Annotated in this window: 11 protein-coding genes and 7 tRNA genes; 6 read left to right on the forward strand and 12 right to left on the reverse strand. The window is 42.5% G+C overall.

All coding sequences use genetic code 11. From position 1 onward, the window contains the following. Window positions 1-316: 316 nt before the first annotated feature. The 9 genes from ACTQ16_RS07610 to ACTQ16_RS07650 form a co-directional block, all read right to left on the reverse strand. Window positions 317-390: transfer RNA gene (locus ACTQ16_RS07610), tRNA-Asp, on the reverse strand. A 36-nt stretch (window positions 391-426) separates the two neighbouring features. After that, window positions 427-500: transfer RNA gene (locus tag ACTQ16_RS07615), tRNA-Asp, on the reverse strand. Window positions 501-531: 31 nt separating this feature from the next. After that, window positions 532-605, reverse strand: a tRNA-Asp gene (locus ACTQ16_RS07620). 96 nt (window positions 606-701) lie between these two features. Continuing rightward, window positions 702-1,232: a GNAT family N-acetyltransferase gene (locus ACTQ16_RS07625; RefSeq protein ID WP_294972390.1), complete on the reverse strand. Its 531-nt coding sequence runs from the start codon at window positions 1,230-1,232 to the stop codon at window positions 702-704. Between the two features lie 79 nt (window positions 1,233-1,311). Next, complete coding sequence (locus ACTQ16_RS07630) at window positions 1,312-2,412, reverse strand: glycosyltransferase family 2 protein (RefSeq protein WP_441936837.1); 1,101 nt, start codon at window positions 2,410-2,412, stop codon at window positions 1,312-1,314. Between the two features lie 11 nt (window positions 2,413-2,423). Then, window positions 2,424-2,852: a hypothetical protein gene (locus tag ACTQ16_RS07635; protein ID WP_153122728.1), complete on the reverse strand. Its 429-nt coding sequence runs from the start codon at window positions 2,850-2,852 to the stop codon at window positions 2,424-2,426. A gap of 49 nt (window positions 2,853-2,901) precedes the next feature. After that, window positions 2,902-3,513: a recombination mediator RecR gene (gene recR / locus ACTQ16_RS07640; RefSeq protein WP_294972398.1), complete on the reverse strand. Its 612-nt coding sequence runs from the start codon at window positions 3,511-3,513 to the stop codon at window positions 2,902-2,904. A gap of 6 nt (window positions 3,514-3,519) precedes the next feature. Next, window positions 3,520-4,008, reverse strand: coding sequence for an outer membrane beta-barrel protein (locus tag ACTQ16_RS07645; RefSeq protein WP_217761001.1), 489 nt, complete (start codon window positions 4,006-4,008; stop codon window positions 3,520-3,522). A gap of 21 nt (window positions 4,009-4,029) precedes the next feature. Then, the gene (locus ACTQ16_RS07650) at window positions 4,030-5,538 is read right to left on the reverse strand and encodes a carbon starvation CstA family protein (protein ID WP_441936839.1); all 1,509 of its coding nucleotides are present in this window, start codon (window positions 5,536-5,538) and stop codon (window positions 4,030-4,032) included. 136 nt (window positions 5,539-5,674) lie between these two features. Here ACTQ16_RS07650 and ACTQ16_RS07655 point away from each other — a divergent pair, with 136 nt between their 5' ends. The 5 genes from ACTQ16_RS07655 to ACTQ16_RS07675 all read left to right on the forward strand — a co-directional run bounded on the left by ACTQ16_RS07655 (window position 5,675) and on the right by ACTQ16_RS07675 (window position 7,904). Next, a complete protein-coding gene (locus ACTQ16_RS07655; protein WP_441936840.1) occupies window positions 5,675-7,429 on the forward strand; it encodes a glycoside hydrolase family 10 protein in 1,755 nt (584 codons plus the stop codon). A gap of 85 nt (window positions 7,430-7,514) precedes the next feature. Then, window positions 7,515-7,587, forward strand: a tRNA-Lys gene (locus tag ACTQ16_RS07660). Window positions 7,588-7,612: 25 nt separating this feature from the next. Then, a tRNA-Arg gene (locus ACTQ16_RS07665) sits at window positions 7,613-7,686 on the forward strand. A gap of 37 nt (window positions 7,687-7,723) precedes the next feature. Further along, window positions 7,724-7,797, forward strand: a tRNA-Arg gene (locus ACTQ16_RS07670). Between the two features lie 34 nt (window positions 7,798-7,831). Next, a tRNA-Lys gene (locus ACTQ16_RS07675) sits at window positions 7,832-7,904 on the forward strand. A gap of 361 nt (window positions 7,905-8,265) precedes the next feature. Here the strand turns inward: ACTQ16_RS07675 and ACTQ16_RS07680 are convergent. Together ACTQ16_RS07680 and ACTQ16_RS07685 are read right to left on the reverse strand one after the other, a co-directional pair. Continuing rightward, complete coding sequence (locus ACTQ16_RS07680) at window positions 8,266-9,873, reverse strand: OmpP1/FadL family transporter (RefSeq protein ID WP_441936842.1); 1,608 nt, start codon at window positions 9,871-9,873, stop codon at window positions 8,266-8,268. Window positions 9,874-9,905: 32 nt separating this feature from the next. Next, on the reverse strand, window positions 9,906-10,901 hold the full coding sequence (locus ACTQ16_RS07685) for a hypothetical protein (protein ID WP_294967637.1): 996 nt from the start codon (window positions 10,899-10,901) through the stop codon (window positions 9,906-9,908). 214 nt (window positions 10,902-11,115) lie between these two features. Between ACTQ16_RS07685 and prmA the strand changes: the two genes are divergently transcribed. Continuing rightward, complete coding sequence (gene prmA / locus ACTQ16_RS07690; protein ID WP_441936844.1) at window positions 11,116-11,988, forward strand: 50S ribosomal protein L11 methyltransferase; 873 nt, start codon at window positions 11,116-11,118, stop codon at window positions 11,986-11,988. Between the two features lie 104 nt (window positions 11,989-12,092). On the opposite strand, the gene ACTQ16_RS07695 is transcribed toward prmA, so the two are convergent. Then, complete coding sequence (locus ACTQ16_RS07695; RefSeq protein WP_294967640.1) at window positions 12,093-13,007, reverse strand: GH25 family lysozyme; 915 nt, start codon at window positions 13,005-13,007, stop codon at window positions 12,093-12,095. Window positions 13,008-13,115: the final 108 nt, after the last annotated feature.

The following is a 13,115-nucleotide window of genomic DNA, read 5'->3' on the forward strand; positions in this document are numbered from 1 at the left end:
GGATGGTGGCTACATATTGATGTTGTGCTGTTGCTTTTTACTGAAAGCTGCTACTAACGACTCATAAATCTACCCTTAATCGTGTATTGGATGATAGTTGCGGATTTTAGGATCTATTATTCCTTAACAGAGAATTTTAAACATTCCCTTTATGGATGCAAAGATACAGATAATTAAGGAAATATCAAAATTATTTCTAAACCTTAACAAAGAAATAACATACAGAAAGAAAGTGAAGAGTGAAGAGTGAAGAATGGAGAGAATCAGGGGGTATAAAAACAAAAAACCTCCGAGAATCACTTCTCGAAGGTTTCTGCGGTGCGTACGAGACTCGAACTCGTGACCTCCTGCGTGACAGGCAGGCATTCTAACCAACTGAACTAACGCACCATAATGCTTATGGAGGATTCAAATTTAAAATGTTTGCGGTGCGTACGAGACTCGAACTCGTGACCTCCTGCGTGACAGGCAGGCATTCTAACCAACTGAACTAACGCACCAAACAAGTGGCTTAGAAGACAAATGATTAAGCGGTGCGTACGAGACTCGAACTCGTGACCTCCTGCGTGACAGGCAGGCATTCTAACCAACTGAACTAACGCACCAATTAAATCAAATTGAATTGCTAAACGCTCATTTTTCATTTGCGGTTGCAAAGGTACTACAAATATTTGACTCCACCAAATTTTTCTGCAACTTTTTTACAAAAAACATTGAAAAAGATAGGCATCTACGTAGAAATCACCCTCAAATAGCCATTCTTTGAGCATTTTACTCCCCTCGAACCCTACAGAATGTAACATTTTCACAGCCTTCTCATTTTTAGTAGAGACAATGGCATACAACTGATGAAGGTGTAAAATTTCTTTAGAATATACCAATAATTGGCGAATTGCTTCTTGAGCATATCCTTTTCCACGAACTTCATCCTTGATAACAATGCCGATTTCAGCACGAAGATGACGCGGATCAAAATTTATCAGGTCTACCATACCCACCGTTTCATGCTGTCCATTCTCTATAATAAGGCGCATCTGGCGATCAGCATAAATATCTGCCGAAGCACTGGCTATATAATCTATCAGCATTTGGCGAGAGTAAGGTACATTGGTACACCCTACTCCCCACAAACTTCTATCATTTTCCACTTCATAGAGAAATTCAATATCCTCCATCTCCAAAGCTCGCAAATAAACCAAAGGTTTACTACCTTTACCATTCATTTCATTCATACAGTAATGACTTTTTGATTTATATATATAAATATTGTACGCGCGTACATTAATTACATATCAAGATTACACTTATCCATTATAGACATGGCATTTCTTCCTTATCCACGACATATCTATCAGTTATAACCTTGCCAATGCTCTTGGTATAAATGGCTAATTTCACCTGCTCATCCGACTTTTCCTTAAGATGGCGGAACATATCCTCATAATTCATCTCATCAGCATCGAATAACAAATATTGGGAATCATCTCTCTGGGATGGAGAGAAAAATCCCAAACTCTTACGCATTCTTTTCGAGAGCATCCTTACTAACGCCACAGAAGCTTTGGCGTAAATGGCAATCTTGATAGGAATACTCAACAAGAGAGACATACCCGAATAATGCTTGCGAAAGAAGATAAGCATTGCCTCATAAAAGACATGCACATATCTGAAACTTGATTTTTCTGTACTCTCACCCTTATAATGCAAGATATCTACAGGCAAATAGTAATTATGAAAACCGCCCTTTAATATACGATAAGAAAGATCGATATCCTCACCATACATAAAGAAATCCTCATCAAGCAATCCCACTTTCTCTATAGCCTGACGGCGCAACATGCAGAAAGCCCCACTCACAACATCGATTTGGGCAGGTTCATTCCAAGGAAGATAACCCATATAATAACGGCCAAACACCTTGCTCTTTGGCCAGCGGGCACAAAAGCCCATCATCTTATAAAAAGCTACCATCGGAGAAGGCAAGCCACGCCTGCTTTCCATCGCCACCTGCCCATTAGCACCAATCATTCTCACCCCCAAAGCACCAGCATCAGAATGAGCATCCATAAAGCCAAGACATTCCTCAAGAACATGTTCACCTACGATTGTATCAGGATTCAACAAGAGAACATACGCGCCCTTGCTCTGACGAATGGCAATGTTGTTGGCACGGGCGAAGCCCAGATTATGCACACTGCTCACAATCTTCAGCATAGGATACAAATTCTTAGGATAGCGCTTTTCAAGATACTTCACAGACCCATCGGTAGAATGATTATCCACAACGATTATTTCCACCTGATTTCCTTTGCGTTCCACATCCACCATATCAATGGCCTTCAGTACAGAACGTAGACATTGATCTATATAGTACTTGACATTATAGCTGACAATAATAACAGATAATTTCATAAATCAAGCGTTCAATCTTCACTAACCTCAGCCTCACATCTGCCAATGCTAGGATAAACAAAGAAAAGACAAAGGAAAAGAATAATTGCCATATAGCCAAAAGCCGGTGACATGGTCTGATAATACATGAAAGTATTGATCAACATCGGCAGACAAAGCATATTAAGACGCGCTGTACCCCAAGGCAAAAGCGCATCACCCTTGCGAGCCACCAACTTACGGCGGACAGCCTTCAAACTGAACATTTTCAACGCAACAGGAATAGCCACAATGGTTACCAACTCCATCATGGTGAGAATGACAAACATCAAGGTTGCATCGGATGCCATATCAGTAGGAGTAAGAATTTCCGTCTCATAAAGACCTACCAACAGCAAAGTGACAACAACCATAAAGAAGAAGTTGGTCAATAATATTCGTTGTACTTGTTTGATATTCATTATTATTTAAATATGTAGAGTTTAATATTTGATTACCTTTTATATATAGCTATCTTTCGAAAGGAGTACGATTGAGAATGCTTCTACCCAGGGTAACCTCATCCGTGTATTCCAATTCATCACCCACAGAGATACCACGGGCTATAACCGATAGTTTCACCGGAAAATCAGCAAGTTTACGGGAGATGTAGAAATTGGTGGTATCACCCTCCATTGTACTGCTCAACGCAAAGATTACTTCCTTGATACCTCCAGCTGCCACACGCTGCACCAATGATTCTATTTCTATATCAGAAGGTCCAATACCATCCATCGGTGAAATAATCCCTCCCAACACATGATAGAGACCATGGAACTGCTGTGTATTTTCTACTGCCAATACATCCTGCACATTCTCTACCACACAAACCGTAGTAGTATCCCGACGTGAATCAGAGCAGATTGGACATACATCCGTATCGCTGATATTATGGCATATGCGACAATACTTTACTTCACGCTTCATTTTGGAGATAGAATTGACAAACTGTTCAACCTCTTCCCCACTCTGGCGGAGCATAAAAAGCACAAGGCGCAAGGCGGTCTTACGCCCTACGCCCGGTAGCTTAGCAAACTCAGCCACCGCCTTCTCCAGCAATGCCGATGAAAACTGTTGCTGCATATTCTATTACAAATAAATACCTATTCCGACCTTCACGCCTACAGTAGAATAATCGGAATGATTCTTAAAACTCTGATCATAATACACTGCAGGTTCTATGGTAACCTGCTTACTCACGAAGAATGCATATCCTACCTCAACACCAGGCATCACATCATTATAACTGCCGGTATGAATCAACTTCATGCCAGCCCCCAGATAAATACCATTCTGCTCTATATAATATCTGCCCTGAGCGCCCAAGGCCCAATAATCCTTCACGCCCTCCAAGCCAGAATGCTTATACTCAGCCTGTGCCAGAAGCATCATATCGTCTTCGAAAAAATAACCAGCCTTAGCCTGAATACCAAGGCTGAGTTCCTCTGAGCCATTATAACTCAAATTCAAGCCCGTCAATGACGCACCACAATATTGTTTTCCACTTTCAAACTGGGCATGAGCTCCAACAGATACCATCAGACCCAATGCCACAACAGCTATTTTTTTTATACGCATAATAATGTGTATTAGTTAATATTATTTATTTCTTTTCTTAAACCAAGAGAAGAACCATACCAATGCTACCACCAGGATAATGACACTACCCGAATAGCCGAGAGTACCATCAAGTCCTAACGCCTGTGGAGATATCAACAGGAAGGTAGAGCAAACCACTGTCATAAACAGGGCAGGTACCAAGGTGATAATAAACGGTTTCTTCTGCTGTACCAGATAAACAGTTATAGTCCAAAGAGTGAACACAGACAAAGTCTGATTGGCCCATCCGAAATACTGCCAAATGATATTGAATCCATCCGGATTCTCCATCTGCCATACCAGAATGCCCACTGTAGCAGCAAACAATGGTATGCATACATATAATCGCTTACGCATAGAGCGCTGTTCCAATCCGATAAACTCAGCAATGATAAGGCGTGCACTTCTCAAAGCTGTATCACCACTCGTGATAGGAGCGGCTACGACTCCCAACAGTGCAAGGATACCACCAGCTACACCAAGCCAGCTGGAGCAAACCAGCTTTACCACTTGCGGAGCTGTGAAATTCTGAAGGAGAGACTTACCTCCATCAGCCTGCGCAATAAACTCCTGAGCCACCTCAGGAGATACGCATTCACGCCATCCTCCATAATAGAAGAAGTACATGGAAACGGTAGCCCAAATCACAGCAACAATACCCTCTGTAATCATCGCTCCATAGAATATAGGACGTCCCATCTTCTCATTCTTCATACAACGAGCCATCAACGGACTCTGTGTTGCATGGAAACCACTGATGGCACCGCATGCAATGGTAATGAAGAGGCAAGGGAACAACGGATTGACAGCCATATATCCCTCGGCACCCAACCATGCCGGATTCTCGTTCAGATTGGAATCACTCAAATTGCTCCAAAGTTCTGGCAATGTAGGCCATTTCAAGAACAAACCGATCATCAACGCTCCTGCCATAAACAGAAGCGAAAAAGCGAAGAGAGGATATACCTTACCGATAATCTTATCAATAGGCAACAATGTTGCTATGATATAATAAAGGAAGATAACCAATATCCACATCATCTGACTGCCCCATATATCTTTCAATATCACAGCAGGGCTGTACACAAATACAGCACCCACCATCATCAAAAGCAATACAGAGAATACCAGCATCACCTTCTTGGTGGTTCCGCCGAGATACTTGCCCACCAACTCCGGCAATCCAGCACCGCCATTACGGATACTGAGCATACCACTCATATAATCGTGCATGGCTCCTGCAAAGATACAGCCGAAGATGATCCACAGATAAGCCACCGGTCCGTACCAGGCACCCATGATGGCTCCAAAAATTGGTCCCGTTCCCGCAATATTGAGGAACTGAATCATAAAGATTTTCCAACTTGGCAGCACCATGAAGTCGACACCATCGGCTTTGGTCACTGCTGGCGTAGGGCGGTCATCAGGACCGAACACTCTCGCCACAAATTTTCCATAAAGCATGTAGCCCAAAACAAGAGCCACTAAACTAATGATAAAACTGACCATTTTCTTGTATTTTTTTTAAAATTCTCTCCTATTTTGTGATTAAATCACATGTTTTTTAATTATTCAGTGGCAAAAGTACTATTTTTATTTGAAATACGGAAAAATATCAGTATCTTTGTTGCCAAATTGTAAGATTATGCACAGAATTAAGATATTTTTCTTCCTTTTGTGCTCTGTTTTGCCTTCAAAAGCACAGAGCTACACATACAAGGAACCTACACAAAAAGCAACTAGCATCGTATTCAACGACCAAGCTCCCAAGCACGAAGTGCGTGCCGTATGGCTCACCACTATCGGCGGCATAGACTGGCCGCATTCATACGCTCAGTCATCTCTATCAGCAGAGAAACAGAAGCAAGAGCTTCGTTCTATCCTTGACCGCCTGCAAAAAGCACATATCAACACCGTGCTTCTGCAAACCCGCATAAGAGGAACCATGATATATCCCTCCGACTACGAGCCATGGGATGGTTGCCTTTCCGGATTTCCCGGCAGAAGTCCTGGCTACGATGCATTACAGTTTGCCATCGACGAATGTCACAAACGTGGCATGGAACTTCACGCTTGGATAGTAACTATCCCTGTCGGTAAATGGAATGCATTGGGTTGCAAAAAACTCCGAACCAAGTTTCCCGGCCTGATTCGCAAAATTGGTGCCGACGGCTACATGAATCCAGAAGACTGTCGTACAGGAAACTATCTTGCTCAAATATGCCGAGAAATCTCTAACAGATATAATGTAGATGGAATCCACCTAGATTATATCCGTTATCCAGAAACCTGGAACATCAAGGTAAGCAGAGAACAAGGCAGACGGTATATAACCAATATCGTACAAAAGATCAACGACGCAGTCAAATCACAGAAACCCTGGATCAAGATGAGCTGTTCACCTGTGGGTAAATATGATGACTTGAGCAGATATTGGAGCCACGGCTGGAATGCCAACACCAAAGTTTGCCAAGATGCGCAAGGCTGGTTACGGGATGGCTTGATGGATGAACTCTTCCCTATGATGTACTTTAGAGATGAGCATTTCTATCCTTTTGCTATCGACTGGCAGGAACAGAGCCACGGCAAGATTGTGGTTCCAGGTCTTGGTATCTACTTCCTTGACCCACGTGAAGGCAAATGGAATATCAAAGACATCACGGCAGAAATGCAGCATACCCGCAACCTGGGAATGGGCTACGCATTCTTCCGCAACAAATTCCTGCTCGACAACAGACAAGGCATCCTGGATTTCACGACTCAGTTTAATCCATATCCTGCACTCGTTCCACCGATGACATGGGCAAGCAACAAACAGCCTTCACAGCCTCAACAGTTCAAAGTTGCTAAGGCTGGCGAAAAGTTATGCTTATCATGGAGCAATGTAAATACATATACGGATGGCAGCAAAATCACTACACCTTATATATATAATAATGTATATGCGAGTAGAACCTACCCCGTAGACATCACTGATGCCCGTAATCTGATAGCTGCACGACATCAAGGAACCCATATCAGCATCACCGGAAATGTAGATACCGATGAACATCCTCTCTATTTTGCCGTCACTTCTGCTGATGGATATGGCATAGAGAGCACTGCAACCCAAGAATATCAGGCCGACATCCTAAGAAATCACCAACATTATGGTGCAGCCCAAATCTTAGTTTGCAACGACAACAAGATAATCCTCGGAGAAACTACAAAAATAATGGATGCAAAGATTGCAGAGGTTGAAACGCTCCAAGGAACGGTAATCAAGAGATACTTCATTAACAATAACCAGGTAAATATCAGCACATTACCTTCCGGCACCTACCGACTGTCAGGGGTCAATCATAAGGGTTGTAGACACCTACTGGGTACCTTCACCAAGAAAGAAAATAAAAAAAAATAGAAAAAAGTTGCGAAAAAATTTGGTGGAATCAAAAAAATGTAGTACCTTTGCACTCGCAATTCAGAAATGAGGCTATCAAGAAGATGCACCCTTAGCTCAGTTGGTAGAGCAACTGACTCTTAATCAGTGGGTCTAGGGTTCGAATCCCTAAGGGTGTACAACTTGAGAATAAGCTAAAGAAATGGTTCCGTAGCTCAACTGAATAGAGCACTTGACTACGGATCAAGAGGTTCAAGGTTTGAATCCTTGCGGAATCACTTCAATAGTCAGCCCTACTTAAGAATCAATATGAATGGTTCCGTAGCTCAACTGAATAGAGCACTTGACTACGGATCAAGAGGTTCAAGGTTTGAATCCTTGCGGAATCACTTCTTTTGATTACACAAGCAATCATTAAAAGTTGCACCCTTAGCTCAGTTGGTAGAGCAACTGACTCTTAATCAGTGGGTCTAGGGTTCGAATCCCTAAGGGTGTACAAAGAGAAGCGTTTCCAAAAAGGAAACGCTTTTTTGTTTTATATCATCCCCTCACTTCACCCCGCTGCTTTCACTATATACATACATGACTACCAGCAACAAAAAAAATAGGACCTGTTTCACAACAGATCCTATCACATACTTACTAAAACTAAATTAACCACTAAAAAAACTAATATCATTTTCTTATGAGAACCTCTACATAGAGAGACCTCAAAAGTCTTTTGTAATTTAAACACCGGATAAGAACCGCCTCTTACCCTAATCGCAATGCAAAGATAGAACAAATATTTGAAACAACCAAATAAATTATACTATTTTTTATCGGTTCGTCCAAAATGTCTCTAAATTTTACATTTTTTAAAACTTATAGCCTACTGTCATCAATAATTGATGACGATTATTCTCTACCTGAGTAGCCTTAACAGAACAACCCATATCTGAGAAACTTTCGAATGGATAGAAATCTCCCTTCTGAGTAGAATACTGATAAGCTACATCTATAGCCAGATTCTGGTAATTGAAACCTACACCCAAAGTGAAACGATTCATCGCCTTCCAGTTGGTATAATCGGCAGAAGAAGCTATATAAACACCATTGCTATCAAATGTCTGATCACGCAAGGCATTATCCTTATACATTGGCGATACGTAATTATAACCCAATCGGACAGACAACATGTCAACAGGCTTGATCTCTGCACCCAACTTCAAGGTGCTTACACCTTGCAGATTCAATCGGGTATCGTTATTCATAGCCTCGTCACTGCTACTGCTCTCATAATACTCTCCCCAATAAGCATCATAATAACCGCCATCTTTTACACGGTTGTCCATATGGTCGTACCATGCATACTCATAAGTTGCACCAAGAGCCAGATAATTACTTACTGTATGGCCCAAACTGGCACCCACCTTCCATGGTGTATTGAGACGGAAATCATAATCTATACTCTGACCTCTATCACCCTTGACATAACAAGGCTGCTGACTTCCATCTTTTTCCTCATAGGTAGCAGGATCATTGTTTCCCCAAATACTAATATCATTATCACCACTAACCGTAAGATCATAGAAGATAGGGCTATTGAAATAAGCACCAATACGGAAAGGAGAATCCTTGACAGGACGGAAGATAACACCTGCCTTCACATCAAATCCAGTACCTGTAATCTTCAGCTGTTCAAAAGAATCCATTATATTGCCGTCAACGAAGTTTTCGGAATAAAAGGAATTGCTGTTGTAATGAACGTCATGAAGACCGATGGTCAGACCCAGCCAAACCTGATTATTAAGCGATCCACTGATATTGAAATCATAGGTACCGATATAACCATGCTGATACTGACCAAACAAATACTGATTAGCCTCAGCATAAGCCAAGCCACCATCGGTAGGAACAGTAAACAAACCAGGCTGATAGTTTCCTGAATTATCCTTATACCCACCAAGGTTGGCGTCCTGACTGGTCCACCCCGCATACTCCTTGAAATTCTTAGCTGCGGTTATCTTATTAAGAGAAACATCCTTCAATGCTCCGGCAGCATTCAGAATTTGTCCAAAATCTGCACTCTTATGATAATTGAAAGCCAGATTCAGCCAATTGGTACCTTTGTTTTTCGGACTCCATACGATACCCACCTGGTCAAAGGTAGGATGACTCTTCTTACCATTAAAGGTAATAGTAGAAGCATTGTATTCCGTATAATTCTCTGCGTCTGTCTGAGCAATAACTCCTGCAGTAAGAGTCACTTGATTTCTACGGAAAAGACCAACACCAGCAGGGTTACTGCTGATAGTGGAAATATCGGCACCCAAAGCTTCCATAGCACCACCCATACCCACATAGCGGGCAGTACCGGTAAGCTGGGGTGCAGCCAACTTAGCGTCCTGATAAGTTTCTTGCGCAGCAGCAGTCATGCTAGCCATGAGCATACTGGCAAAGAATATATGTTTTAAATTATTCATAATCTTCTCAAATACTAATTATTGTTATCATTTTATCTTCTTCCACCGAAGCTGCCGCCACCAGAGTGACCGCCACCGCCACCGAAGCTACCGCCACCGGAACGGCCACCGCCACTGAAGCTACCACCTCCGAAGCTGCCGCCACTGTTACCAAAGCCTGAATTGCCGCGACTACCCCAAGAAGAGTTGTTATTGTTGTAGTTGTAGTTGCCGTTATTCTGGCGCTGACCAAAGCTGCGATTAGATCCACTTCGGCGCGAATAAGTATTGCGATTATTACCAGCAATGCCAGTAAACCGATGATTAGAACCATCGATACGGCCCGGGTTGTTATAACGCTTGTTGCCAGCAAATCCGCCATAACTTACATGACCTATCATCGGACCACCCCAATACCATGGGTTATAATATCCACCCCAGCCATAGTACCATGGGCTGTACCAGCCACCATACCAACCAGCATAGCCATAATACCATGGATCGTACCAAGGGTCAAACCAAGGATCATACCAGCCGGCATAATATCCGTAACGCCAAGGATTGTGCCATCCCCACATACGGCTGCGCCAGTAATAAGGACCATAGCCGTAATAGTCATAGAACCAAGGATTATAATATCCATCCCAACGGCTCATTTCCCGAGTACGGCTGAAGTCTTCTTCCGGGTCAGCATATTTCTGTGCAAAATAAGCATCATCATAGATACTGTCAGGAGCAACACCCTTTCCTACATGAAACTGGATGATATCATTACCCAGGGAATCTTTCCCTACATTCTCATAATGACTCAAGAATCTACCACCGCGATTATATTCATCCACGCTTCGGTTGCTTCCACTCCAGTACAAGGCATATATACTGTCTCTACGTGCTTTCTGCTCGGCATAAGCACGCTGTAATTGCGCACGATGCTCAGCTTGCTTCTTGGCCTCTTTCTTTGGATTGAAGTAGAGGTCATCGTCCTGCGCCATTGCCGTAAAAGGCATGGTTGCTGCCATGAGGACTGCTAGAAGATACATCTTTTTCATTTTACTATTCTCCTATTTTGATATGGAGTTTTTACTCCATTTTGGGTTATTATTTATATAAATATAATAATCATAATGCAAAAATATTGCATATCTTACTGCAAAAGTACAGAAAAACCCTAAATAATGGTAGGATTTCCCCTATTTTTTATAATTTTGCAGAAAAATTAAATGAATTCAAACGTTTTTCAACATTTATACACATAAAAAAGGCATGAAATACTTAGTAGCATCATTCAATATTGAGACCGCTCCCGACCTGATGGAAGCAGCTCGCGACCTCCTTGCCGACGGAGCTGCCGAGGCTGGATTTGAATCGTTCGAGGAAACGGAAACAGGCATGGAGGCATACGTACAGAAAGACCTTTTCGATAAGGAGGCGCTTGATGCCTATATCTCTGATTTTCCTATCATGGATACCCAAATCACCTATGACATCCAGGATGCCGAGGACAAAGACTGGAATCAGGAATGGGAGGAACAAGGATTCGCTCCTATTTTTGTGGACGACCAAGTTGTTATATACGATGCCAAGCATCCAGAACTCTATCCAGACACAAGTAACCGTCCGGACATCATCGAGATAGGTATTGAAGCAAAACTTGCCTTTGGCACAGGAAATCATGAGACTACCCGTATGATTATCTCGCAATTGCTCCAGATGCCTATCAAGACCAAACGCATTCTGGATTGCGGTACCGGAACCGGCATTTTGGGACTCACCTCTTCCAAACTAGGAGCCAAAGATGTTGTAGGATATGACATCGACGAATGGAGCGTTGAAAATGCCAAACATAATGCTGTCCTCAATGGCGTTGACAATATGGAAGTATTCTTCGGAAACAGCAGCGTTCTCAACCATGTCAGCGGCGTATTTGATGTAGTGATGGCAAACATCAACCGCAACATCCTGCTTGAAGACATGAAACTGTTCCGCAGCGTCATGAACATTGGTGGCTCTCTGATACTCAGCGGATTCTACGAAGAGGACATTCCTGTTTTGCTGGAAAATGCTACAGAGCTTGGACTTCACGAAACCAACCGTCATGTTGACAACAACTGGGCATGCCTAGTACTTGGGGAATAGAAAAGCCAGAGTGTCAGATTACCCTATCAACAGTAAAAATATAAGGTGTAATTCATAAAGTACATTTTTCATTGTACATGATGAATTACACCTTACACATTTCGTCACTCGTTAAATATTTTCTCATTGTTATTACTTCCTATGCACAATTGCTTCAAGTCGTAATAACTTCCATTGTAGATATCAAAATCTACATATCCCTTGATGCCAGGCAACTTACCAGCATCCGTATGCTGCCAGAACTTCCATTTGCCCTTGTATTGCACCTTGTCCACATAATAATGGGCTATCCAATAAGGATAATCATCAAAAACCGGCGCACTTAGGTATTGCTCCTTAAACTTATAATAAGTATAGATGATAGGCTTCACATGATACCTGTCTTCTACGATATGCAACCACGTAAGTACATCACGCTGAAAATCCTCCACGCTCTTATCATCCGGTTTGTGCTCGATGTCAAGCACCGGCGGCAAATCTCCATCGGTAAGATGCACTTGCTGCAGGAAATAATAAGCCTGTTCACGAGCCGTAGATTTATTGCTCCAGAAATGATATACACCACGGATAAAACCAAAATCGCGAGCCTGATTGAAATTAGAACGGAAATTCTCATCCAACCTGCTGGAGCCCTCAGTGCTCTTAATGATGACAAAACGCACAGGGCATCCCTTAATCATTGCATTCTTAAGCTGCTCCCAATCTATATCTCCCTGATAATGAGAGATATCTATGCCATGAATTTCATATCCTTCAGGATATACCTCATCACCATAAAGCGCACGCCATCTAAAACCGGTAGGACCTACGAAGAAATGGTAAAACAAAAAAACATACAGTACAACAACTGCTATTCCGCCAATCCACCAAGCCCAACGGGGATAACGGCTCCAAAGCCCCGACGAACGTCTGGACCTACGTCTACGGGCAGGTCGCTTCGCCGTGGTTCTGACCGGGGAAGAAGAAGTTTTCTTCGCTCCACCACATTTGTTGTTGTTGCTAGTTTGTTTGTTTACCATGATAATGAATTATATATAAAAAAGAGGGAGGAGGTGCATGCATGGCTATACAGCCTACGGCAAGACATCCCCTCCCTAAAGGTCGGCTAGAAGAATCTAGCACCTATA

The organism is Prevotella sp. LCP21S3_D2 (genome assembly GCF_052118345.1).
GTDB lineage: Bacteria > Bacteroidota > Bacteroidia > Bacteroidales > Bacteroidaceae > Prevotella.